The sequence below is a fragment of the Desulfoluna sp. CYM3A genome (assembly GCF_056829965.1).
Map to the genome: position 1 here is coordinate 2,686,456 of NZ_CP186556.1, position 23,723 is coordinate 2,710,178.

Genomic DNA, 23,723 nt, shown 5'->3' on the forward strand with positions numbered 1-23,723 from the left:
GCCGGTTTTGCTCATCTACGATGATATCTATCGATGGAACGGCCCCCAAGGGGGATGCAGGGAGTGTGCGGGGCAGGACGGCCAAAGTTCCCCCTGCCTTATCACGTGCCGACTGCGCATCATCGACCTGGCCGCGGACACGCCCTTTGCCATGCCCCTGAAACGCCATGTGGTGCTTGCAGAAGACATCTCCGAGGGCCCGCGGCGCCGTATCTGCGCAGAAAGCCTGGGGCGTCACATTTTCCGCACCTTTGATCTGTGCATCCGGCGCACCCTGTGGATCGAGTGCGACCCCTTCCTCAAAGAGGCCTTCCACGCGGCCCATTTCACCCCCGCATACCACGACGGTGATGAGACCATCTACACCATCACCTGGCGTCCCCTTCTCCATGCCGAAAAAAACACGCTGAAATCCCACCTCGACACGTTCACAAGGCCCACCGGCCCCGCAGACAGCCCTACATAGCGGCCAGCTGACGGATGCCGTCGGCGATGAACTGAATGGCCAGGGCTGCCAGAAGCACGCCGAAAAGACGCTTGATAATGTCGTCGCCGGTCCCTCCGATGCACCGCATCACAGTGCCTGCAAAGAGAAACGATACAAGGGTGATGGTGTTGATGATAAGGGCGGCCCCTACCACGGCGACCATCTCGGCGGTGCCTGTGGCACCGGAAAAGAGCAGAATGGTGAGGGTCAGGCACCCGGGGCCGGACAAAAGCGGGATGGACATGGGATACACGCTGATGTCCGTCAGCCCCTGGATGCTCCCACTCTGCTGGTGAGAATCGGAGCCGGTGATCATGTGAAACGCCGTGTAAAACAAAAGGAGCCCCCCGGCCACGCGCAAGGACTCAATGCTGATGCCCAGGCGGGTCAGGAGGACCTCCCCGAAAAAGCCAAAGGCCAGGATAATGCACGTGGAGACCGCAATGGACTTCACGGCCATGGTGTGCCAGCTGTCGGAGCAGCCCTTTCCGTCGGTAGAGGCATCGAAAATAATGGCGGCCCCCAGGGGGTCGATGATGACAAAATACGATGTCAGGGCATGGAGAAACGTTTCAACAGGCATGGTTCGATTCCAGAAAAACGCATGATAAGGTGATAAAAGGCGGCTTGCCGCAAGAAGCCACCACCCTGGCCGGAAAGGGTCCGGGGCAGGCTGTTGTGTCAACCGCCGTTATTTTTTAAGGAATGCTTCAAAGAGGCAACCCCTGTTTTCTAACCCACCTGAAGAACAAAAGAAAGGAGTTTCCATACCGAGCTCGAAACCCTGCCGTCCGTTCCCGCGTCACCCGCCCGGCAACCCCTTGTATCTCTGGATGTTTCAGTAAGCCGCGTGGACGTTCGCCCCGTCGCGCCCCCGATTTTCCGGCCCCCTTTTGAAATAGGGTTGACATGACTTCTTTCCACGACTAAAAACGTAACGTCATCTATTTTTTAGGATACGTTCGCACTCTCGGGTTGCCCGCATGACGGTCCCGGCTCTGTTGACCCGTTTGTTGCCCGCCGACGGCACCATGGCTATGCATCAGTTACTTTTTCTGCTGTGGAAGGGATCGGTTACCGTTATTGTTGTAAGGAGTTGGTGGTTTCGCTATGTTTCAGAAAGCTATCGTCAGAAAACCCTGTAAGAATTTCGCCAAAGGCATCACCACGCAGACCCTGGGTGCCCCGAACTATGATACAATGCTTGCTCAGCACGCAGCCTATGTTCAGGCCCTGAAGGACCTGGGCCTTGCGGTGGAGGAGCTTGAGGCGGAAGAGGCCTACCCGGATGCCCACTTTGTGGAGGACACCGCCGTGGTTTTTCCCGAAGCAGCCGTCATCACCAACCCCGGAGCCGATGCGCGAAAAGGCGAAGAGGTCACCATCGAAAAGGCCCTGACTGCCCACCGCACCCTTGAAAAGATCACGGCCCCGGGCACCGTGGACGGCGGCGATATCCTCATGGTGGATCGCCATTTCTTCATCGGCGTCTCCGATCGAACCAATGAGGAGGGCGCCTCCCAGCTGGGCGGCATCGTCAGCCGACACGGCTACACATGGACCCCCGTCCCCGTGGCCGCCGGGCTCCACTTCAAGTCCAGCGTCAACTACGTGGGAAAAAACACCCTGCTGGTCACCGAAGCCTTCAAGGACCGCAGCGAGCTCAAGGACTACACCCTCATCGTACTGGACCCGGAAGAAGAGTACGCAACGCCCCTTATGACAGACACTGATCATGCCCAAAGGCTTCCCCAAAACACGGGCAAAGCTTGAGGCGCTGGCGCTTCCCATTGTGGAGCTGGACACCAGCGAAACGCGGAAAATGGACGGCGGGCTGACCTGTCTGTCCCTGGTTTAATGTTACCAGTCTTTTTGACGAGGAGGTCCCATGGACATCATCAAAAACCGATACAAAAGGGAAGCGGTGGAGGTGCACTGCCCGCAGTGCAAACGCAGCCAGATCATCTACCTTCCCGATGAAAAAATGCCGGACTGCCCCGTCTGTCGAAAAAAAATGATCATCAAAGAGGTCCTTACGGAAGGCAAGTATTGATCCAAAGGCCGTGCCTTGCACCCGCCTGACCGTAAGGGTTATGTGTTAACGGAGAGAACGAACTGGAGGATTATTCACCGATGAAGCTCAAACAGATGCTGATTGCGTCCCTGTGCCTGCTGGCATTTGCCACCCAGGGATTCGCAGACGACATTGAACTGGCCAAGAAGTCCACTCTGAACAAGATCCTGGAACGCAAAGAACTCCGCATCGGCCTTGACCCCGGCTACCAGCCCTTTGAGATGACCGACAAAAAGGGAAACATCGTCGGCTTCGACATTGACATCGCCAAGCTCCTGGCCAAGTCCCTGGGCGTCAAGCTCACCATCGTCAACACCGATTTCGACGGGATCATCCCCGCCCTGCTCACCGACAAGTTCGATGTCATCCTCAGCGGCATGACCATCACCCAGAGCCGCAACACCCAGATCAACTTCCCCGAGCCCTACATCGTGGTGGGTCAGGCCATCATCCTGAACAAGCGCCTCAAGGACAAGGTCCACTCCTATAAGGACCTGAACGATCCCAAGTACACCGTTGCCTCACGCATCGGCACCACCGGCGAGATGGCCACCAAGCGCATGATCCCCAAGGCCAAGTACAAGTCCTTTGACAAGGAGGCCGACGGCGCCATGGACGTGGTCAACGGCCAGTCCGACGCCTTTGTCTACGATCTGCCCTTCGGCGTCGTGTTCATGGCCCAGCACGGAGAAGGCAAAGCGATCCTCCTGGACGAGCCCTTCACCTACGAGCCCCTGGGCATGGGCATCCGCAAAGGCGACCCCGATTTCCTCAACTTTTTGAACAACTTCGTTCGCCAGATCAAGGCAGACGGCACCTACGACCGTCTCCACCACAAGTGGATCACGAGCACCAAGTGGTTTAAAAATATGTAATCGGACCCCGACGGTTTTCCGCACACAGTCACCCCGGCAGCCTTGAGCTTCCGGGGTGATTTGTTGCGTGGCCGTCTTGTGTCCCCCCCGATTCACCTCTTTAAGATCCGAACCGACGCCCTTCGGCAACCGGTTCGGGCACGACCCCTCCCGCAGCCTTCAGGCAAACCGCCACATGCCGGCCGCGGACAAAGGAGCAGGACATGTCACTTTACCCGGGTCTGGATGCGCCGCGACCCAAGGCGTCCCGAAAAAACCCTCTGGACGGTTTCGCCGCCCTCATCCTCAGCATGGCCGGCCTGTATGTGGCCACCAAGTCGGTGGACTACGTGTGGCGCTGGTACCAGGTGCCGGACTATTTTGTGTCCTGGGAGAAGGGTGCCGAAGAACCTCAGCGAAATGAGACAGGCCTCGTGGCCCAGATCGAGACCGAGGGCAAGACCACCCGCGTCACGGTGAGAGGTGTCGGCGAGGCCGAGACCTACACCCTTCCCACCAGCAGCCTCCTTGCGGCGGAAGGCGACTACATCTACGCCGGCGACCCCCTGGGCATGGAAAAAAAGTGGCAGACGGGCCTTCTCCTCTACGGGCTCTGGATCACCCTCAAGGCGAGCTTCTACGCCATCATCCTGGCCATGGTCATCGGCATTGTCACCGGCCTGATGCGCATCTCGGACAACCCGGCCCTCAAATGGTCCGCCATCACTTATATTGAACTGGTTCGAGGCTCCCCCTTGCTGGTTCAGCTGATGATCTGGTATTTTGTCATCGGCACCCTGGTCAACCGAATCCTCATGGACCTGGGCATAGCCAAGATCCCCACCCTCTGGTTCGGGATCCTGTCCCTGGCCATCTTCACCGGCGCCTACACCGCAGAGATCGTCCGTGCGGGGATTCAGTCCGTGCAGGTGGGCCAGATGGAGGCGGCCCGGTCCCTCGGCATGAGCTACGCCGAGGCCATGCGCAAGGTGATCATGCCCCAGGCCATCAACCGGATTTTACCGGCCCTGGCCGGGCAGTTCATCAGCCTCATCAAAGACTCCTCTCTACTGGGGGTCATTTCCGTCCGTGAGCTGACCAAAATCACCCGTGAGGTGGTCACCTCGTCTCTGCAACCCTTTGAACTCTGGATCGTCTGTGCGGCCCTTTACCTGGTCCTCACCTTCGGTTTCTCCCTGCTTGTCCAGAAACTTGAAAAAAGAGCGGTGTAATCATGATACGTGCACAACATGTGAATAAATATTTTTATGCGCCCCACAAAATCCACGCCCTGAAGGACGCCTCCCTTGAGGTGGCCCCCGGAGAAGTGGTGGTCATCATCGGCCCGTCGGGCTCCGGGAAGAGCACCTTCCTCAGGTGCCTGAACCGACTGGAGTACGCCGACAGCGGCTCCATCACCATCGACGGCGACGACGTCCTCGACCCCAAGGCCAACATCAATGCCATCCGGGCCGAAGCGGGCATGGTGTTCCAGTCCTTCAACCTGTTTCCCCACAAAACCGTGCTGGAAAACCTCACCATGGCCCAGATGAGCGTAAGAAAGCGCTCCAAGGCCGAGGCCGAAGAAAAGGGGATGATGCTCCTTAAAAAAGTGGGCATCGAGGAAAAATCCCAGGTCTACCCCAACCAGCTCTCCGGCGGCCAGCAGCAGCGCGTGGCCATTGCCCGGTCCCTGGCCATGGACCCCAAGGTCATCCTCTTTGACGAACCCACCAGCGCCCTGGACCCGGAGATGGTGGGCGAGGTACTGGACGTCATGAAAGGCCTTGCCAAGGAAGGCATGACCATGGTGGTGGTTACCCATGAAATGGGCTTTGCCCGGGAGGTGGCCGACCGGGTCATCTTCATGGACGGCGGATGCGTCATCGAAGAGGGCACCCCCGAGGAGTTCTTCTCCAACCCCAAAAGCGAGCGCACACAGACCTTTCTCAACCAGATCCTTTAGCCCGGATTTTCATGTGTGTCTGTGGCCCCGGTGCATTCCGGTGCCGCGCCACCGGCCCATAAAACATCCGGTTTCGTGCATCGCATAGAGCCCCGATACCCAAAAAGCGGCCCACCCTCCACAGGGTGGCCGCTTTTTTTATGCCCGCACACCGGCACCGCGTATTTTAGATTGTGCCGCGTCCCCATATTGCCCTACTATAAAACATGCCATTGGCCCGGATATTCTAAAAAAAATCCCGCCTGACCTCCGATGCCACCGGAGGCCAAGCGTCAGCGACACAGGCTGCCGCCCCGCGCAGCCCGACGCCATGACAACCCAACCAAAGAATCAAACCATGAGCCTCTTTATCCTTTTTCTTATCGTCTCCATCTCCGTGTTCATCTGGTTCGGAGGGATCCGATTCTTCAACCAGCTCCCCCTGCCGGTTTTCATCCGCTTTCTTCTCTGGCTGAGCCTTTTCTACGCCCTCTTCTTTTCCCCCCTGCTTTTTTACCTGCGAACCTTGGGGCAGAAAGGCCCCCTGTTCGACGCCATGGCCTGGGTGGGCTATCTCCTCATGGGCACCTACTCCATCCTGATCTGCGGAGTGATGGCTCGGGACCTGGTGGGTGCCTTTGTCTCCCTTCTTCCCTTTGGCTCCACAAAAGGCCACGCGGCCATGGCTCTGCCCTTTGCCCCTGACCGCCGGGGCTTTCTCATTAACGGCATCAACCTGGCCATCGCAGGAAGCACCGCAACCCTTGCCGGCCTGGCCCTTAAAGGAGGGCTCAAAGCCCCGGAGGTGGTCACCGTCACCCACCCTGCGGTACAGCCCGGCCTCAAGGGCCTTCGCATCGTCCAGATCAGCGACCTCCACGTCAGCCACACCATCCGCCGCAGCATGGTGGAACGGGTGGTCAGCCAGATCTCTGCCCTGTCACCGGATATGGTGGTCTTCACAGGGGATCTCGTGGACGGGTCCGTGGCCATGCTCAGGGATGATGTCGCCCCCCTGGCGGACCTTGCCCCTCCCATGGGTAAATACTTCATCACCGGCAACCATGAGTACTACTCCGGGGTGCGCCCCTGGCTCGACGAAGTCTCGCGGCTGGGTTTCACCACGCTCCTCAACAGCCACCTGACCCTGGACTACAAGGGTACTCCCCTGGTCCTTGCGGGGGTTACGGACTACCACGCAGGCCGCCTGGTGCCCGAACACACCTCCAGCCCGAAGGAGGCCCTCTCGGGTGCCCCGGAAGACGTCTATCGGATTCTCCTGGCCCACCAGCCCCTCTCCTTCACCGAGGCCAAGGCCCAGAACTGCCACCTCACCCTCAGCGGCCACACCCACGGCGGGCAGTACCTGCCCTACACCTGGGTGATCCACACGCGTAGCCATCAGTAGCAGCTCTACGAAGAAGACGGCCACCGCCTCTACATCAATCGCGGCACGGGCTTCTGGGGCCCCCCTTTTCGCCTCGGCTCCCCGTCCGAAATCACCCTCCACCTCTTTTCGTAACCCCCTGTGTTCCAGATAGTGAACGCCCCCATATTCGCCATAGGGGAAAGATAGTCCCGGGTGTGGTATAGTGAACAAAACCAAAGCGGTACCACCACCCCCATCACCGGACCGATCTTCCCCCACATGCGGTTACGCCCCCTCGAAGCCCCCATCATTCGCGTCATCCCCCCTCTGTCACCCCCATGCCTTAAAAAAAAGCCCCATTTTCTCCCCCTTGGTACGGAACGTGAAATACCTGTAAGCAACACCTCAGGTCACAAAGCCAGCATTCAGCCGATGCCCCTTTCACCTCTTCTCCGCGTGCAGTGACGGCCTGACACACCAAACCATGCAACAGCCACACCAAGGCACGGGAGAAGCCCCATGAAAAAACCTCCGTTAACCATTCTGGCCCTTATTGCCGTCGGTGCTCTTCTTGTTGCCGGCAACGTCCAGGCAGATCCCCAACGCCTCTCCGAAGGATCCATGGCTGACATCTCCGGCGCAAGGGGCATCCACTCCGAGCATGCCCTCGCACACCTTGCCGAACGCAACACCGAGGTTAACCGGGAGATCCTGAGGCGCAACAACACCACCGAATACCCGGTGGAAAACTCCCACGAACGCCTCACCGAGTTCGCCAACTTCGAGGCAGGAAAGGCATCCGGCCAGACCATCAGCCAGCTTTTCGATGAGGCCACACCCGGGCGGCTTCCCCAGTTTTTCATCGACGAAGCCTTGAAAATCACCAACCCCTAAGCTTTCCCGACTCCCAACGTACGGCAAGCATCCCGCCAGCCGGGTTCCAACGGGCCCGTGCCGCTCACCACCCCAACCGCAGCGGCACCCCGAGGGCCCGGAACACTACCGGTACGGGTTTAATCCGGCGGGCCCCCAGTCAACGGTTTGATGTCGGCCCGCCATGGAGAAAAAGAATGACACCTGCAATAAAAAAATTAGCTTATACGTTACTGATGATTGGCAGCCTGTTGTTTACCTCCCCGTATGCCCTTGCAGAGCTCAAAGGCATGACAGACCGGGAGATGATGGCAATAACCGCCCAGAGCGGTATTGCCACCCTTCAGGGAGAAAGGGCAACGGAAGAACAACGCCGCGAAGAAAAGAACCGGCAGGACGCCATCCAGGTCCTTTCGACCCTCAATGCCATGGTGCCCTCCGATGTGCTCAGGGAGATCCGGGACATGAACCACACGGTGCAGCAGCCCCACCTTATCCACCGTGAATTCCAAACGGTCAGCCAGGATCTTCTCATGATGCCTGCGGCAGCGGCCACAGTAACGCACATCCCGGCCGGCATCGCAACCGGCGGCTTTTATTTTGATCCCCATAAACCAAAAACGGCCGACGTCATCAGACGTCGGCCGTTTTTTTGTTTTTAACGAAATCACATGTCAGGGCATGGCTCAGGAAGCGCGTCGCCCCTGGGGTCGGCGACCGCCGCCACGGTTGGTCCGGCGCGCGCCGCGCCAGGCGGAGTCCCCTCCACCCTGCATCTCAACGAACAGGCGCTGCCCGTCCAGGGTCGCTCCTTTCATGGCATGGAACACGTGACGGGCCAGCCCGCCTTCCACCTCAAAGTAAGAGGCGTCCTTGCCGATGTCGATGCGTCCGATCTGGCGGGATGAAATACCGGCACGTTCGCACACCAGGCGAATGACCGCGCCCTGGTTGATACGGTTGTTGGCCCCTTTGTTGAAGGTAATGCGCTGCATGCCTGAAGAGCGGGAGTCGCCGTAGGATCGGTTCCCACGGTCCTGACGGGGACGACGGGGCTGCGCACCGCGGTCGTTGATGTCCTCCGCCCCTTTGTAGGCTGCGGCCACACTGTTGAACCGCTCGGCCACGATCTGATTGATCAGCTCTTCTTTGCTCAACCCCTCAAGGGATTCGTAAACAGAAGGCAGGTACTCGCCCACGGCGTCGTAGTCCACCTCAACAGCCTTGAGCTTCTCCACCATATCGGCCAGCTTGAGTTTGCAGATGGCCTCCCCTTCGGGCACCTTGCACGCCTTGAAGCGAATCCCGCACCGTGCGGCCACAAGGCCGAGTTTGCGGTGATCGCGCCAGCTCATGATCACAAGGGACTTTCCGGAACGACCCGCACGGGCCGTTCGCCCGCTGCGATGAGTATAGGCCGCCACCTCATCGGGAAGGCCGAAGTGGATCACGTGGGAGATCCCTTCCACATCGATCCCGCGGGCGGCAACGTCTGTTGCCACGAGGAGCTTGAGGCGACGGTTCCTGAAACGCTGCATCACCACATCGCGCTGCTGCTGGGAGAGGTCCCCGTGGAGAGCGTCGGCATCGTAGCCGGCCTCAAGAAGGGATTCTGCCACCTGCCGGGTTTCATGACGGGTGCGGCAGAAGACCACCCCGTAGATATCCGGGTAGCCGTCGATAATGCGCTTCAGGGCCACGAGCTGTGCGCCGGGACGAACCACGTAGTTTTCGTGGTCGATGCGTGCCGAGGCGCTGTTTTTCTTGCCCACGGTCACCTCCACCGGATCGGTCATGAAGCCACGGGCAATGGCCGCGACCCCCTTGGGCATGGTAGCGGAAAAAAGCCAGGTTGCCGAAGAGTCCGGAGTCTCCTTGAGGATGTCGTCGATGGCCTCTTTAAAGCCCATGTTGAGCATCTCGTCTGCTTCGTCCAGAACCACATTGGTCACATTGGAGAGATCCACCACGCCGCGTCCCATGAGGTCCAGAAGACGACCCGGGGTAGCCACAACGATCTGGGATCCGCGCTTGACCTGACGGATCTGAAGGGCAATGGAGGACCCGCCGTAGATGGAGGCGATCTGAAGTGAGGGAATGTTCGTTGCAAAGGCAAGAAAGTCCCGAGAAATCTGGATGCAGAGTTCACGGGTGGGGCAAAGTACAACGGCCTGGATACGGCGGTTGTCCGTCTGGATACGGTTGATCAGGGGAAGGCCGAAGGCCGCGGTCTTGCCGGTTCCTGTCTGGGCAAGGGCCACAAGGTCCCCTGTGTTCTCTCGCAGGGTGTCCAGGGCTTTTTCCTGAATGGGGGTGGGCTCGGTGAACCCAAGGGCGGCTACGGCGTCAACCAGTTCCTGACGCAATCCAAACTCATCAAAACAAAGGGACATAATATTCGCTTGCTCTCTTTCATCACGCACGGGCGTGGTGGTGGTTGTTGTCGCAAACCGTCACCGAATCCACTGATATCTTCCCTTTCTCGCACCGGCACCGCAGTGCATCACAAGGCACAAGAGACATCAAACCCAGGACGTGTCGCGAACATATTTTTCTTAAAGGCCTTCCCTGAAGGCCGCAAGCCCCGAACAGGGCATACAAAAAGGGCGGCACACAGGCTCTGGATCAGCCCGGTGGATCGCCCGAACATATCAACTAAAAACGGTTTTCATAACCATGCGGTGCAGTCGCGGAGAAAGGTGCGGTTCTACACCAGAAGCGCCATGGCCTCCGGGAGCGGCAGAACACCGTTTCCGGGCCAGGGCATGAGCCGCGCCAGTTCGTCTCGAACCACCCCGAGAATAAAATTCCTGAAGGGGGTGTTGTCGACTTCGGCGTTTGCCTCCCGGGCCAGAAAGGCCCTTCGGCACTGCTCATTGTCCACGGCGTGCCACGCTCGGCACACCAGGGGCCTTACCGGGTAAACCCGGCAGACGTTTTCATGAAGGAAAATACAAGGCGTCTGATCCCAGACAGCGACACGCTCGTCCAGGGAGCGGCCCTTGGTGAGGTCCAGGTTGCGGGCGATCCGCTCCAGGGTGTCGTCGCGCTCGGCCGCCTGGAAATGGGTATCCATCCAGTCACGCAGCCATTCCGCTTCGGGCCGGGACACGGGGACCTGGGCATGACAGCACCAGCCGCATCCTTTCCGGCAATCCGAGGCTCCTTCAAGCCCCTGATCCGCCTCCACCTTTGCCACCATGTATTCGCCCATCTCACAGCCGACAGCTGCAAGACGAGGGCCTGCTTCCTCCTGCGGGCACTCTTCGGCAACACGCACCAGCACCTCGCGGACCGCAGCGTCCCATGCACCTTCAGCCATGGTTTTCACCTTTTCAAGTAAGGGATAAACCTGGCCCAAAGGCACTCAACACCATGTTGGATCCAACTTGAGAAGGACTTTATAAAAGGGCGGGAACGTTCAGGTATGAGGTCGCCTTGATATAAGGACATCTCCCAAAGGAGTCAGGTACGGACGGGAGCATCGGTCATTAACGGCAGGATGTCAACTTATTTCTTTGTTTGTCTCCAGGTAAATACCCGCCCGCGAAAAAAAGTTCCCTCCCCCCACCGGAGTCCGGCGCCCATGGAAAGCTTTTTTTAAGGTAGATTCAGGAAGTTAATTGTGATATGTATGGACTCGTTTGACATAGACACCCGGCAACAGGGCGCCTTGGGATTTACGACAACGCCTGTGACTGTTTAATGCGTTGACAGCAATCCCGGCAATACCCCCTGCGGCGTGCCACGTTTTTTCTGTAAGGAGTTTGATTGCATGAGCCTTGAAAAAGTGTCGATCCTGATCGTAACGGCCTTAACGGTTTTCATCGCGTCCTGCGGTGGAACCACCATGAAATCCGGGTCCTCCTACGCCTCGCGCGAAATGGGCCACAACACAGCAATGAAAACAACCCGGGCATGCGAACAGATGCCCGAGCGAATCTACGAAAAAGAGGGCTGGAAGCTCGTTGTCTACGTCACCAACAAAGGCACACGAAGCCAGGGCATCCACGGAGACCTCTTTCATAACGGCTCTCCCGTTTCAGGCAAAAAGGGAGAAACCCTCACAACCCCCCTCGGAGAACTCTACTACCACGGCTCTGAAATGGAGAGGGCCAACCTCTGGGATACCACCGGCTGGACCATCACCGGCCAATCCGGCTTCTTTAATCTCTCCAGCCCGCCGTCCGACCCAGAAGGCGAAGAGCAGGCCTCTCGCCCCCTGGAGTACGGCATCGGTTAATAAAAATACGAATTACGCCCGATACGTCGGTATGCGCATGGAAACCCGCTGCAAATAGTCGCGGGTTTCTTTGTGGGGCAATTTCCGGACAAGCACTTTGTAGACCTTTTCCGGCGGCATGCTGTTGATCTTCTTTGCCGCCTTCTCGATGTTCGTGGTGCCGATAAAGGCCCGCGCCACGTTGCCCGCACCGGTGTTGTATGCCGCAATCACGCAATACAGACGGCTTTCCGGGTTCTTGACGGACGCCAGGTAGCGATCGTTTAAAATATAGAGATACGCCACGCCCATGGCGATGTTGTTCCGTCCGTTGTAAAGGTACGACGGAGAGAGCACCACATCTTTGCCAAGGACCACTTTGGAGGCGTCCCGACCGGCACTTTTGGGCACGATCTGCATGAGCCCGTAAGCCGGCACATAAGAACGCGCCATGGGATTGAACGCACTCTCCGTCTCCATGACCGCCAGCACAAGGGCCGGGTCCACACCGCGCTTGGCGGCCTGCCTCTTCACGTCAGACAGATAGGCCCTGGCCTTGACAGCCCGCCCCGTGGACGGAATCTTCACTTCCAGGGTTACCACATTGGCCCCGGCCTGTTTGGGGGCTTTCTTCACGGCCGTTGTGGCCGTTCCCATCAACCCGGCCATGGACGCATCGATCTCCTTGTCGGAGGGGCGAAGCTTCCCCGTCACCATGTCGGCCACGATGGGATGATTCCCCACCTCGGCCTCCTTCAGTTGCGAGGAGGTCACCTGCTTTTTCAGCTTCTTCTCCACCCCTGTGGTAAACTGATCGGCCTTGTACGCCCCCTTGGCGCTTTGGTTCATCAGGTCCTTCAAGTGCCCCTCAAGGACCTTCTCCGGTTTCTTTTCCGATGCGGGGACCACCGCGCTGACCTTGATGACCCCTTTTTCATAGTCCACGACCTTCTTCACCTTGAAATCGGAGGAATAGCCCACGTAGGTTTTTTTCGTGGAGACCTCGGGCACGCCCCAGACCTTGAGGATCTTGCTCCGATACGATGCAAACTCCTCGTCAATGATGGCCTTGTAAGCCGCGAACTCATCGCCGATTCCCGTTTTGTAGCGCTCAAAATCCGCTTCATCAGATTTAAAGGCTGCAAACTCACTCTGGGCGTCTGCCATCCCTTCGGCCCATGCCGAGGCCGTCACCCCACAGATAAGGGCAACACAAAGGGCCAAGGCAGCCCCCCGCAGGGCGGCTGCACACCGTACATTCATTTTGAAACCACCCATACAAACAGCTCCTCGGTTACAGGGTCCTTCCAGGATGCCCTGACAACAGCCGTCACCGTCTGGTTGTCGACAGTCTGGAAACTCCAGCTCTCCATGCTGGTACTCGTTCCGGCCCTGGTGCCGGTTGTGCCCACCAGAGACACGTTGCTGATGGTTGTCCCCTTCTGCATGGCAATTTCATCAAGGGCACGCCGAATGGCCTGCTTCCTCTGGGCACTGTAGCCGTTAAGGTGAGGACGGCAACTGCCCACACCGGCCATCGTCCCGCCATCCGACGGATTCAGGATCCATGCCGGGGGATGTGTGGCAGGTGCCGTTGCACCGGTGCATCCCCCCAAAACCAACAGACAGGCCATCATACCCACAAGCACATATACTCGTTTCACACCGCATCCTCCCATGTGATGCACGTCCGCCCACGTGTCCGGACGATCCATATTTTGCCCGAGCATTCGGGCCCCCACCCCGCATCACAAAACAAAACACCGCGCCCGTGAACAGGTATCACACACGCGGCAAAAAAAATCCGAAGGACTCCCCCTAAGGCACGCCATGATTCGTCCTTAGTCGGTGCTCACCGGTGTTCGATTCCAGCCGGCGTGTCACACGAGCCCTTCTCCCCCCTCTATCACATCCACCCAAGGAGGGAGGGCTTTGGCAACCCTCCCCCCGTCGTGGAATCATCCGATCAGCGGCACCCGAAGGTGACTACATGCTGCCGAACTCTTTTTCGATCTCTTTGTCCAGCTCTTCGTGGCCTTTTTTGGCCTGGAACTTCTGCCAGAGGGCCTTGTCGTTCTTGTAGCTGGTCACGGCTGCCTGCTTCATGGCGTCGGCAACACCTGCAACAGCTTCGGGCTGAAGAGCCACAAGCACGTAGATCTCCTCATTGGCCTTGTCCAGGTGAACATTCTTGATCTGGCTTCCGGTGAGGTCCACCTTGGCCACCTGCTTGGATACGTTGGTGAACACCTTGTCCACGGTGGTGTCGTCGCCGACGCCGGTGGTTTCGGTGAAGTTCTTGATCATGTTCTTCACCTTGACGTTGATGCTGCGAGCGATCTCGTCACGGGCATTGGAGGTTGCCTCAAGCTTGGCAAAGCTCATCCCAGCAGGGCCGATCTTTGCGGAACCCACAGCGCTGATCCCGCCTTCAGGGGGCATCAGGACCCAAGAGGGAAGATCGCTGGGCGCAACCTGGGGGCTGCTCTGGCAACCGGTCATCACAAATGCACAACATACCACCAGCAGTACCGCTGTCCATACTCGTTTCATCGTCTCATTCTCCTTTGTGTAATTGATGGGGCAGTCCGGTATCATTTTCGAGACCACCTCCTTTTCACGGCATCCTTGACCAGGGTCATAGCTGTAACGCGGAAGTCGGTTACTGCCAGTTCCGGATTTTCACCACATCGGGATTCCGTCGTTTGTATTTAGGCATCGCCATACCGGCCGATGCGTTGATATACGTCGGGTCACAAACGATATACTTCCTGTTGTTCATCACCACGTAATCTCCGGGTACGTTGTCGTTGAACCGAACCGCCGTTGCCACATGGCCGGGGTAGTTGAGCCCCACCACGTCAAGCTTGAGGATCCGGCGCACGAGGTAAGCAAAAAGAAAGGATCGGTCCTCGCAATCCGAATAGGGATACCAGATGGTCTCCTCGGGAAGCATGTACTTTTCATGGCCGAGCTGATCATCATCGGTTTTGTAGGCGAAGGCCTTCTGGGAAAAGCCCAGGAGGTAATCCACCGCCTCCTTCTCGCTCTTGCCCTCAAGTTTTTCCTTCAATTCCCTCACCATGGAGTAGTTCAGTTCATCGGAGGTCAGGGCGTCAAAGTAAATCTTGATGTTGGTCTGAGGATAGTACCGGTAGTAGTCTACCAGGCTCTTGTTGTACGAGACCTTAACGGACTGGGGTTCTCCTCCGTACTCAAAACGAAGCTCCTTTTCCGTGATCTCTGGCTTCAGGGCCGGCACCTTGAGGAGCCGGTAATCCATCAGGCGATCAGCCTTGGGATACTTGCCCTTGTATGTATAAAGCTTCCCCAGCTTTTCCCTGCTGCCGTCAAAGGTCACGGCGTAGTATCGGGTGCCCTGCAGGGTAAGGTACGACACGCTGTAAAGGGTGTTTCGCGACGGAAGCAACAGATAGACCCGATCATCGGAATACCCCACCCGGGCGTCGTACCCGCTCTTGACGGACATAAACCAGGTGAACAGGTTGGCCAGGTCCCGGTCGTTGCCATGCACGGCCAGACCACAGGTAAAAAGAAAATTATGGTAGCCCCAGTCATTGAGACCGAGGTCGCCGGACATGTCCTGGGCCTGGGACAAAAAGGCCTCAAACTGCGACGACTGGCTCATGGCTTCCCAGTAGGCTGCGATGGCCGGTTTGAGCGGAGGCGCAAGGGGCGCCTCGGGAAAAGAGAACTTGCCGCGGAACAGGTGGTTTGCACCGAAAAAAGAGACGGAAAGCCCAACAGGGATCATCTCGGGCTCTACGCCGGAGGGCTCGTCAAAGGGTGAGGGCTCTTCCGGAACCTCAAGAACGTCCGGTTCGGGCACGGGTACCACCACAACAGGGGGCTCTGCCGGGGCCGGTGTAACGCCCTCTTCCCCGTCCTCACCGGGAACAGCAACGGGCTCGGGGGGCAGAGACGGCGGCAAGGCAGGAAGCACGATCTCCCCCACAGGCGTGGCAGGTTCAGGGGGTGTTTGTACCCCCTCCTCTTCGCCCTCGGTCAGAGGGGCCGGTGGCTTGGCCACGGGGATGGCCGACGGCTTGGGGATACTGTCCCTGACAACCCCGCGAGAGGCATCGAACTCCGCCCACTGGGCCTTGAGAAAATTGACGAATTCTGCATCCCGCTCATCGCGATACTGGGCAAAGCTGCCCATCTCACTTTTGGCAAAATCTTCGAATTCGTCGGCCGAAAGCGGCATTGCTATCAGCAACGCCAGTGCGACGAGACAACCGGTGCGTATGCGTATGTTAAATGAAGCCATAGTATGAAAGTCTCCGTGTATGGAAGATGGCAGGAGCCATGGTGTTTTCTTCATTGTCTGTTTTTAAAAAATACATGAACACGCCCCTGTTTTCAATGGCCTTTCGCGCTGCCTGCCGGCCCGCACTGCGGGCATGACAGCCTTGCCACTTACCCATATATTTACCACAGGAATCCGGTGGGGGGTTGTGAGTGGGATCACAGGGCCAAAAGATATCTCGACCCTTTGTTCCCACGGGTTTCGCTGCGCCGGGGAAGGCAGGACGCAGTGCCCGGAAAGGGCACCCCCGGCAAACGGACGGAGTGCATCACGCAGCGGCTTTCGGGGGCTGCTTTTTCCATCGGGAGTGCATCCAGATCCACTGCCTGGGATGACGGCGAATCATGGACTCGTATACATTGGAACAGGTCTGGGTGTTCACCTGAGCATCGACGTAAGGCTCATCGGTGTGTTGAAGAGAAAGGGGCGACTGACACTCAATGGTATAGGTATAGTCGTCATTGAGACGAATAAACACGGGAACAATGGGGATATCATGCTCAACCGCCATCATGGCGGGGATCACCGCGGTGTGGGCAGGCTTGCCGAAAAAATCCACAAAGACCCCTTTTACCTTGGTGTCCAAGTCAAACAACATGCCGTACACACAGCCGTTATTCAGACCGTCAAGCATGGTCTTCAAGGCATTTCCCCGTGCGGTATTGGAATAACCGGCCCCGTTGCGGTATCCCACGATAATGGCATCGAGTCTCGGATCATAGGACCGTTTGGCGATGACGCGCAAGGGAATCCCCTTTTGTACCAGCCAGGTCCCCATGAGCTCCCAGTTGCCGAAGTGTCCGGTCTGGAGCAGGACCCCGTTGCCCTTGGCCACGGCATCGGTAAGATAATGAAAATTCTCAACCTTCACAATACGATCCAGCCCCTGACGTACCAGGTTCGGCAATCGCACGGCGTCTGCGACACACACGGAAAGGTTGTCGAATACGCCCTTGGACAGGCGGATAATCTCCTTTCGAGACATCTCACTTCCGAAGGCACGTGTTAAATGACGAAGACTCTTCTTTCGTTCATGGACAGCAAGGTACCAGGCAAGACGCCCGACACCCCGCATCAACAGGATAGAGGCACGCCGGTTAAGCGTCCGAAGCAGAGTGATGAGAGCCAAAATGGCGTAGTAGATGATATCATTCTTGATCTTTTTCACGAAACGCTTGTTCATTAAATCGTCCAAACCATGCTGAAAATCCTAAAAAAACAATGCCGCACGCGGCACCGGGTCGTTGCCGTTGACGCAACGATCCATGTCGGACACAGGCATATCACAGCCGACTGGTCAAGGAAACTCCCTTTGTATGGTCCCTGCAACCAGGTGTTCAAAGGTCAGCGTCCTTGGCATGGCCAGACTTCGAAAATAGAGCACCCCCGCTGTTTTCTCTCCGGGCGAAAGCTTGCCCTGAAACCCGGTTTCCATGACGTTGTTATATTTCAAGCTCTTACCGTTCCGGGTCTTGAGGGTAAAAAAGTCCGGATTGATATACAGGATTTCATCGCTTGTGTTGCGAAGCCAGATGGTGATTTTCCGTTGCTTCTTATAAAGGCTTTTTCCCAGGCCTTCATCACGAAGGGCCATCTGAAGGCTTCCGTTGCCTTTGTAATAAAGAAGGTCTGCGTGGATCACTTTGGCTCGAAGCTCTTTGAATGCCCGGTTTTTGGGGTAAAACCCCACAGCCTTTTCTATAAGGGAGACAGCCTCTGCACTCTTTGCCGCATCGTTCTTCCGGCTCTGGTAAAGCCGAAAGGCCTTGTCATGGCACTGCCCTGCCAGGCGTTTTTTGTAAAATTCCTGTTTGGACCTGTAAAATGTGTTGGAGGGTGCCAGCGCAACGAGACGGGAAAAGAGCGTGTAATTGGTTTCAAACTTCCAGGCCGGAACCGCCAGCACCCTGGCGTAGGTCTCCTTCTCTTCCAGGTACCGTTTCAAGGGTTCAAGCTCTGCCTGAAGGGGCTCGATATCAAATCGATCCAAAACGGCCCGGGCCTCGTCAAACTTTTCCGAATCGGCGAAGGCTCGCACCTCTGCACCGATGGCCGCACGGTTCCCGGTAAACTCATCCACCAGGGCGGCTTCAAGCTTCACCCGCGAGCGCTGTGCCCACTCAGACTTAAGAAAAACGCCCCCCTTCCATGCAAAGGGCAGAGCGACAAGAAGCAGAACCACCCCCAGGGCCAGCCCGTACCATTTCGGTGGAACGGCCTTCATCCGGGTGCCTATTCCCCCAAGCCCTTTCAAGGCGGACTCGCTTTTTCCCGGCAAGTCAACGTCCCGCCAGGCGGCCTTCACCTTTTCTCCGGTGGACCTGACCCCGACCAAGGACTCGGGCTTTGCATCGGGCACATAAGGAGAGTACCCCGCCCCCGTATCAAGGGGCGCCTCCCCCAGGTCATCAAGAACGGGTACCGTGGAACCGGACAAGTCCGAGGACTCAGCACCGCCTTTTCCGTCCATCCCTTTTAGCTTGCTGAATATCACCCCGCACCGCACACACTCGATGGCCTCCCTGGCGTTTCGAAAGCCGCACTGAGGACACAAGAACACGTCTGAATAAAAATCCGAAGGGATGCTCTCCATCTCAAGGCAATGTCCAAGGGGGCCCGAGTCGCCGGGTTCTGAAACCGCAGGGGTCTCCTCTTCCCGAGCCATGACAAGGGGCCCTTCTTCGGGTTCGTCTATGCCCAGCTCCCGCCGCAGCTCTTCCTGCTGAAGGCGATAGCGCTCCATGGCCTCCTTGCTGCGCTGTTTTTCGATGGCAATGGACTCAGCAGAGAGGGCCATGTCCGATCCGCAGGCAATGCACTCCACATCCTCCGGGTCATTCAGATATCCGCATACCGGGCATTTCATCCCATTTGTAGAACTCGACATAGTCACCTGTGGGGTACCGAGGAGTATAGATTAAGGACTTGTAATGGTAACGGCCAGCTTGTCAAAACAAGCTAAACGTACAACAACTGGCCCCATAGCGCAACCGAGATGGCCCTGAGGCCCGACCCCAACCCGGCCGTCGCGTCCACCCGCCCTTCGGACATCATGCCTGCTTGTGCAGCAAAAACTCACAGCCCTTTTCGGTGCACTTGCAAACCGAGACGGATCCCCCTTGAAATTATCTATTTTAATAGAGTAAATATATATTCACGAGGTTCGGTCACACATTCCCCGGACAGACCACGCATCAAAACACCTGATAAACGGTAGAGCAGATAGAAAAAGCACTTTATAAAGAGCCCCCTACTGGCCGTAACCATTTTAGCTATCGGACTTTGTAAAATATGAACGTTCATGTTGTCACATATTCTTCAAAGTGGAAAACCTGGTTCGAAGACTTGTCATCTAAGCTATCGTATGCCCTTCGGGACATCTCATGTCGCATTGAGCATGTCGGGAGCACCTCTGTCGAAGGATTAGACGCCAAACCAATCATAGACATTGATATTATCTTAGATGATTTCAATCGTTTTGAGTCTGCAAAGAAAGCACTTGAAAGAATCGGTTATTACCATAGAGGGAATTTAGGCCTTGAGGGGCGGGAAATGTTTCAAATCAGCAACCCGATACATCCCCACAACGCATATGTATGTGCCCCTCATGCGTTAGCACTCAAAAACCACCTTACTTTCAGAGACCACCTGAGAGGTCACCCTGAAGCTGCCAAAAGGTATGCACGACTCAAACATGAACTTGCCGAAAAGTACCCCAATAATGTAGATGCCTATTGCGAAGCAAAAACGGAATTTATCTCAAGCATTCTGTCTCAATATGATTTTTCCCTTACTGAAATATATGCAATAAAAAAAGCAAACGAAATAGAGTAGCCAGGGATTCCCCCCTGCCTCCACGCAACCCGGGTCAATATGGCGCTCACATCGGATGTATACCGTGCGCCCCACAAAGGCACCCAGATCATAACAATTTTTTTTAACATTCAAATCAGCCACACCGGCGAGGTCTAAACGGACTTTCTACACCACGCCCGTCTTCGACACCCACTGGGTGAAGCATACATACGTCATGTACCGCATCATCGCACCAGGCAAAAAGCAGGGAGACATAAAATTGACGACGACAACACTCGAACCGGCAAATATCAATGATGCCGAAGCCCTCAAAGCCCTGAGTGTGGAGGCGTTCACAACTGACTATGATCAGTACGGCTCTTACCCACCGGGGATTGAGTCGTTGGTCTGGCATCAATCAGAGATTAAAAAAGGTCATTATTACAAAATTCTATTAAACGGCGACCTTGTTGGTGGCATCTGCGTGATTCCATCGGATGGTAAGCGAATCGAAATAAAGTACTTTTTCATCCGTGGGGAATATCAAGACAGACGAATTGGCTCGACGACCTTAGGGCTAATCGAAAAACAGTATAGCAACGCAGCAGAATGGGTACTGTCAACACCTTACAAATCGTTTCGAAACCATCATTTTTATGAGAAAAACGGCTATACCAAAACGGGCGAATCCCAGCCAATCCCCAACAATCCGTTCAGGCTTTTTGAGTACAGAAAAATAATCGAGAAGACAGAATGACGGCACCAGGCCTGCACATTTGACTTTTTTAATCTGCCACATATATGGTGGCAGGAAAACGAATTTGCCCGGCATAGAGGGCCTGCCTTATGAGGCAAAACAGGATCATGTCAGCGTTCTCAAAAAGCAGTGCCGACGTTTTTTCAGTGCTCAACATCAGTGGGATATGACCAATGCCTGACATCCAATTCATCCCTTTAGAGGAAAACGATATCGTTGGCCTGACAGGCCCCATGACAAGGGCCTTTGAGAACGATGCCAAGATTTATGACGGTATCGAAAAAGGCGGTCCCCCGGGCTATAACGATGGGTCGTTCCTTCAAAAATGGGCCATTGATGATCCAAAATCAATCGCCTATAAAATCGTCCTTGACGACAAAAGCGTTGGCGCCTTTATTATTTGGTGGGTTGAGCAAGGCATGAGCATTCTGGGCGCACTTTTCATCGACCCCTGTTTTCACAACATGCAGATCGGACGGGAAGCCTGGAACTTCATTGAAACAAGGTATCCATCAAAATACTGGAGACTTGAAACGCCCACCTGGGCCACAAGAAACCATTACTTTTACGAAAAGGTGTGTGGCTTTCAAAAAACTGAAATCAACCATGAACAACAAATTTTTGTCAAAAAGAGGGAACCGACAATTATGCCGACTGGGTCTTTGCCTTAAACCGATAGACTCGCGCAATCAATTTCAACCCACCGCCGGGTATGACGTGCCCTGAGCCAACAGCATACGGAGCCTGACATGAAAAAAGCAGTCATTATCATCATTATCGGCTTGGGTGCTTACGGGGCTTTTACTCGGTTCAATATCCCTTTTTCCATCAAGCCCCTCTTTTCCCTCTTCACATCCGAGGTGTCTTCAAGCGATGAAGCCCTTCAGAGAGCATTTGATGAGAAGCTCAGCGGTATCCAGGTCGGTGGCTCGGGTAAGGTGATCACCATGCTGCCCGACGACACCAAGGGTAGCAGGCACCAACGCTTTGTTGTCCGGCTTGATTCCGGTCAAACACTTCTGATTGCCCACAACATTGACCTTGCCCCACGCATTGACGCACTCCGGGTCGGCGACCACATCAATTTCTACGGTCAGTACGAGTGGAACGCCAAAGGGGGCGTTGTTCACTGGACGCATCATGACCCCAGCGGGCGTCATGAAGACGGCTGGTTGAACCATGGAGGCAAACTGTACCGGTGAGCCTGATCCCTGGAACAACCCAGCCAGGGTTACCCTTCTCCCCGCATCCCGCCAAATGACTTCATCCAGGCCAGCCTTGTCTTAAGTTAGTACTTATGTTAAATCGTTTTCTGGCCGGTAGTATTCCCTCTTATAAGGACGTATCAACGAAGATCTTGCCCGTGCCGGGCATACAAGCCCGCGGGTACCAGCGTCGGCAGTGACGAATGTGTCGTAATGATTTGGGGAGAGAGATGAAGTTTAGAATATGCACAATCATGGTTGCAATGTTGGCGATCGTCGGATGTTCGACCTTCGATATCAAATCAAATGCTGATGCCGACAATGAACGGAAAACAGCGTTGCTGTACGACAAATTGATCGAAGGTGAGGCACCGAACACCGCCCAACTCACCCTTTTTATGTCTAAAATGCCCAAGGGTGGCGACCTGCACAACCATTATTCAGGAAGTATCTACGCGGAAACATACCTGGATTGGGTCGAGGAGGCAGGTTACTGGATAGACAAAGAGACACTTCATATCAGCAAAGTAAAGACGGACACCAGTTTGTCTGTTGATGAATTACGTTCCGACACCAGACTCTACCGGACCCTTTTAACGCTCTGGTCAGACAAAGACTACCACAACCATTACCACTCACAGCCGCCCCCCGACCAAAACTTTTTCGACACCTTCGGTTACTTCGGTCCCATCGCCCAGAACTACAATCAAGGGCTGATGATTTTAAAAGAGCGGGCCATCAAAGAAAATGTCAGTTTTATCGAGGTGATGCTTAAATCCGTCGGTTATTTGCTTACGGATACGTCCTTCGATAAACACATCAGACAGGCCACCGGCCACACGTCCAACTGGGCTCTTTTTGACGAGCTGTCCTCAAAAATAGATGCAGATGATGGGCTTAAGACGAAAGTCGACGCATTCATCGCCACATTGAACGCGGCTCATGCGGGCATAGATGACGACCAATTTATGATGCGTTACCAGACATACGCATCAAGGAACAGCCCGCCAAGCATCGTCTTTTCCACACTTTACTCAGCCTTTAAAGCGGTTGATCAATCCGACCTCCTTGTTGGCGTCAACATCGTCGGCCCAGAAAACGGTGTGGTTGCCATCGAGGACTACGCCTTGCATATGCAGATGTTTGCATATTTGCATGCAAAATTCCCGAACGTTAACAGGTCACTGCATGCAGGGGAGCTGACCCTTGGCATGGTGCGCCCCAAAAATCTCACCTTCCATATTTCCCAGGCAATACAGGTCGCCAAGGCCCAGAGGATAGGGCATGGCGTGGACCTGCCCTATGAAGAGGACCCCGTTGGTCTGTTGCAGGAAATCAAAGAAAACGCTGCCGTGGAGATCTGCCTCACAAGCAATGAATTTATCCTGGGCGTCAAAGACAACACCCACCCGTACCTTATCTATTCCGCCTACGGCGTCCCGATGGTTATCTGCACGGATGATTCCGGGGTTTCCAGAAACAATTTGACCGGTGAGTACGTGTTGCTGGCGGAACGATATAAACCCAGCTACAAAGCAATCAAAGCGTATGTATACAACAGTATTCACCACTCTTTTCTTTCAAAAGAAGATAAAGATTCATTGCTTCGGTCCCTTGACCTTCGCTTTGAATCCTTCGAAGCCGAAATCTCTGAGTATTCCGCTTCAATGATGAAATAATCCGTGCTGACGGGATGGGCCCCTTGAACCCTATATGCACGCGTTTTCGCGGACACTGCTCTGGAGACCATCCCGTCAAAACCCGCCTGGGCCCGCCGCATGACAACAACACCCCAACCACAGGTACCCCATG

At 55.8% G+C, this 23,723-nt stretch carries 24 protein-coding genes; 15 read left to right on the forward strand and 9 right to left on the reverse strand.

Annotation, left to right across the window (positions count from 1 at the left end):
- Positions 1 to 7: 7 nt before the first annotated feature.
- Positions 8 to 466 (forward strand): hypothetical protein, encoded by a 459-nt coding sequence (locus ACOYW1_RS13660; RefSeq protein ID WP_482423225.1) that lies wholly within the window; start codon positions 8 to 10, stop codon positions 464 to 466.
- Here the strand turns inward: ACOYW1_RS13660 and ACOYW1_RS13665 are convergent.
- Positions 459 to 1,070, reverse strand: a complete 612-nt coding sequence (locus tag ACOYW1_RS13665) for a MarC family protein (protein ID WP_482423226.1) — start codon at positions 1,068 to 1,070, stop codon at positions 459 to 461. The two genes, ACOYW1_RS13660 and ACOYW1_RS13665, sit on opposite strands and share 8 nt — an antisense overlap.
- 527 nt (positions 1,071 to 1,597) lie before the next feature.
- Between ACOYW1_RS13665 and ACOYW1_RS13670 the strand changes: the two genes are divergently transcribed.
- The 8 genes from ACOYW1_RS13670 to ACOYW1_RS13705 all read left to right on the forward strand — a co-directional run bounded on the left by ACOYW1_RS13670 (position 1,598) and on the right by ACOYW1_RS13705 (position 8,264).
- Positions 1,598 to 2,260: an arginine deiminase-related protein gene (locus ACOYW1_RS13670; RefSeq protein ID WP_482423227.1), complete on the forward strand. Its 663-nt coding sequence runs from the start codon at positions 1,598 to 1,600 to the stop codon at positions 2,258 to 2,260.
- A 115-nt stretch (positions 2,261 to 2,375) separates the two neighbouring features.
- Complete coding sequence (locus ACOYW1_RS13675; protein ID WP_482416030.1) at positions 2,376 to 2,540, forward strand: hypothetical protein; 165 nt, start codon at positions 2,376 to 2,378, stop codon at positions 2,538 to 2,540.
- A gap of 80 nt (positions 2,541 to 2,620) precedes the next feature.
- Positions 2,621 to 3,436: a transporter substrate-binding domain-containing protein gene (locus tag ACOYW1_RS13680; RefSeq protein WP_482423228.1), complete on the forward strand. Its 816-nt coding sequence runs from the start codon at positions 2,621 to 2,623 to the stop codon at positions 3,434 to 3,436.
- A 203-nt stretch (positions 3,437 to 3,639) separates the two neighbouring features.
- Positions 3,640 to 4,647, forward strand: coding sequence for an amino acid ABC transporter permease (locus ACOYW1_RS13685; protein ID WP_482423229.1), 1,008 nt, complete (start codon positions 3,640 to 3,642; stop codon positions 4,645 to 4,647).
- A gap of 2 nt (positions 4,648 to 4,649) precedes the next feature.
- Positions 4,650 to 5,381 (forward strand): amino acid ABC transporter ATP-binding protein, encoded by a 732-nt coding sequence (locus ACOYW1_RS13690; RefSeq protein ID WP_180141666.1) that lies wholly within the window; start codon positions 4,650 to 4,652, stop codon positions 5,379 to 5,381.
- Between the two features lie 337 nt (positions 5,382 to 5,718).
- Complete coding sequence (locus ACOYW1_RS13695) at positions 5,719 to 6,768, forward strand: metallophosphoesterase (protein ID WP_482423230.1); 1,050 nt, start codon at positions 5,719 to 5,721, stop codon at positions 6,766 to 6,768.
- A gap of 480 nt (positions 6,769 to 7,248) precedes the next feature.
- The gene (locus ACOYW1_RS13700; RefSeq protein ID WP_482416027.1) at positions 7,249 to 7,623 is read left to right on the forward strand and encodes a hypothetical protein; all 375 of its coding nucleotides are present in this window, start codon (positions 7,249 to 7,251) and stop codon (positions 7,621 to 7,623) included.
- A 215-nt stretch (positions 7,624 to 7,838) separates the two neighbouring features.
- On the forward strand, positions 7,839 to 8,264 hold the full coding sequence (locus tag ACOYW1_RS13705) for a hypothetical protein (protein ID WP_482423231.1): 426 nt from the start codon (positions 7,839 to 7,841) through the stop codon (positions 8,262 to 8,264).
- A 24-nt stretch (positions 8,265 to 8,288) separates the two neighbouring features.
- Here the strand turns inward: ACOYW1_RS13705 and ACOYW1_RS13710 are convergent, their stop codons facing one another.
- Together ACOYW1_RS13710 and ACOYW1_RS13715 are read right to left on the reverse strand one after the other, a co-directional pair.
- A complete protein-coding gene (locus ACOYW1_RS13710) occupies positions 8,289 to 9,968 on the reverse strand; it encodes a DEAD/DEAH box helicase (RefSeq protein WP_482416025.1) in 1,680 nt (559 codons plus the stop codon).
- Between the two features lie 341 nt (positions 9,969 to 10,309).
- Entirely contained in the window at positions 10,310 to 10,924 is a 615-nt protein-coding gene (locus ACOYW1_RS13715; RefSeq protein ID WP_482423232.1) for a YkgJ family cysteine cluster protein, read from the reverse strand.
- A 453-nt stretch (positions 10,925 to 11,377) separates the two neighbouring features.
- Between ACOYW1_RS13715 and ACOYW1_RS13720 the strand changes: the two genes are divergently transcribed.
- Positions 11,378 to 11,845 carry a hypothetical protein gene (locus ACOYW1_RS13720; RefSeq protein WP_482416023.1) on the forward strand — a complete coding sequence of 156 codons (468 nt, stop codon included), beginning with the start codon at positions 11,378 to 11,380 and terminating at the stop codon, positions 11,843 to 11,845.
- A gap of 12 nt (positions 11,846 to 11,857) precedes the next feature.
- Here ACOYW1_RS13720 and ACOYW1_RS13725 read toward each other — a convergent pair whose 3' ends face one another.
- From ACOYW1_RS13725 to ACOYW1_RS13750, 6 genes are all read right to left on the reverse strand, one after another.
- A complete protein-coding gene (locus tag ACOYW1_RS13725; RefSeq protein WP_482423233.1) occupies positions 11,858 to 13,087 on the reverse strand; it encodes a transglycosylase SLT domain-containing protein in 1,230 nt (409 codons plus the stop codon).
- Positions 13,084 to 13,488 carry a hypothetical protein gene (locus ACOYW1_RS13730; protein WP_482416021.1) on the reverse strand — a complete coding sequence of 135 codons (405 nt, stop codon included), beginning with the start codon at positions 13,486 to 13,488 and terminating at the stop codon, positions 13,084 to 13,086. The genes ACOYW1_RS13725 and ACOYW1_RS13730 overlap by 4 nt, the downstream gene beginning before the upstream one ends.
- A 322-nt stretch (positions 13,489 to 13,810) precedes the next feature.
- Positions 13,811 to 14,377 carry an LPP20 family lipoprotein gene (locus tag ACOYW1_RS13735; protein ID WP_482416020.1) on the reverse strand — a complete coding sequence of 189 codons (567 nt, stop codon included), beginning with the start codon at positions 14,375 to 14,377 and terminating at the stop codon, positions 13,811 to 13,813.
- A 109-nt stretch (positions 14,378 to 14,486) separates the two neighbouring features.
- Entirely contained in the window at positions 14,487 to 16,052 is a 1,566-nt protein-coding gene (locus ACOYW1_RS13740; RefSeq protein ID WP_482423234.1) for a hypothetical protein, read from the reverse strand.
- A gap of 370 nt (positions 16,053 to 16,422) precedes the next feature.
- The gene (locus ACOYW1_RS13745) at positions 16,423 to 17,337 is read right to left on the reverse strand and encodes a lysophospholipid acyltransferase family protein (RefSeq protein WP_482416018.1); all 915 of its coding nucleotides are present in this window, start codon (positions 17,335 to 17,337) and stop codon (positions 16,423 to 16,425) included.
- A gap of 114 nt (positions 17,338 to 17,451) precedes the next feature.
- Positions 17,452 to 18,978: a hypothetical protein gene (locus ACOYW1_RS13750; protein WP_482423235.1), complete on the reverse strand. Its 1,527-nt coding sequence runs from the start codon at positions 18,976 to 18,978 to the stop codon at positions 17,452 to 17,454.
- Between the two features lie 467 nt (positions 18,979 to 19,445).
- Here ACOYW1_RS13750 and ACOYW1_RS13755 point away from each other — a divergent pair, with 467 nt between their 5' ends.
- From ACOYW1_RS13755 to ACOYW1_RS13775, 5 genes are all read left to right on the forward strand, one after another.
- Positions 19,446 to 19,988, forward strand: a complete 543-nt coding sequence (locus ACOYW1_RS13755; RefSeq protein WP_482423236.1) for a GrpB family protein — start codon at positions 19,446 to 19,448, stop codon at positions 19,986 to 19,988.
- A gap of 196 nt (positions 19,989 to 20,184) precedes the next feature.
- The gene (locus ACOYW1_RS13760) at positions 20,185 to 20,706 is read left to right on the forward strand and encodes a GNAT family N-acetyltransferase (RefSeq protein ID WP_482423237.1); all 522 of its coding nucleotides are present in this window, start codon (positions 20,185 to 20,187) and stop codon (positions 20,704 to 20,706) included.
- 173 nt (positions 20,707 to 20,879) lie between these two features.
- Positions 20,880 to 21,377: a GNAT family N-acetyltransferase gene (locus tag ACOYW1_RS13765; protein WP_482423238.1), complete on the forward strand. Its 498-nt coding sequence runs from the start codon at positions 20,880 to 20,882 to the stop codon at positions 21,375 to 21,377.
- Positions 21,378 to 21,455: 78 nt separating this feature from the next.
- Complete coding sequence (locus ACOYW1_RS13770; RefSeq protein WP_482423239.1) at positions 21,456 to 21,908, forward strand: DUF3465 domain-containing protein; 453 nt, start codon at positions 21,456 to 21,458, stop codon at positions 21,906 to 21,908.
- Between the two features lie 233 nt (positions 21,909 to 22,141).
- On the forward strand, positions 22,142 to 23,590 hold the full coding sequence (locus ACOYW1_RS13775; RefSeq protein WP_482423240.1) for an amidohydrolase family protein: 1,449 nt from the start codon (positions 22,142 to 22,144) through the stop codon (positions 23,588 to 23,590).
- Positions 23,591 to 23,723: the final 133 nt, after the last annotated feature.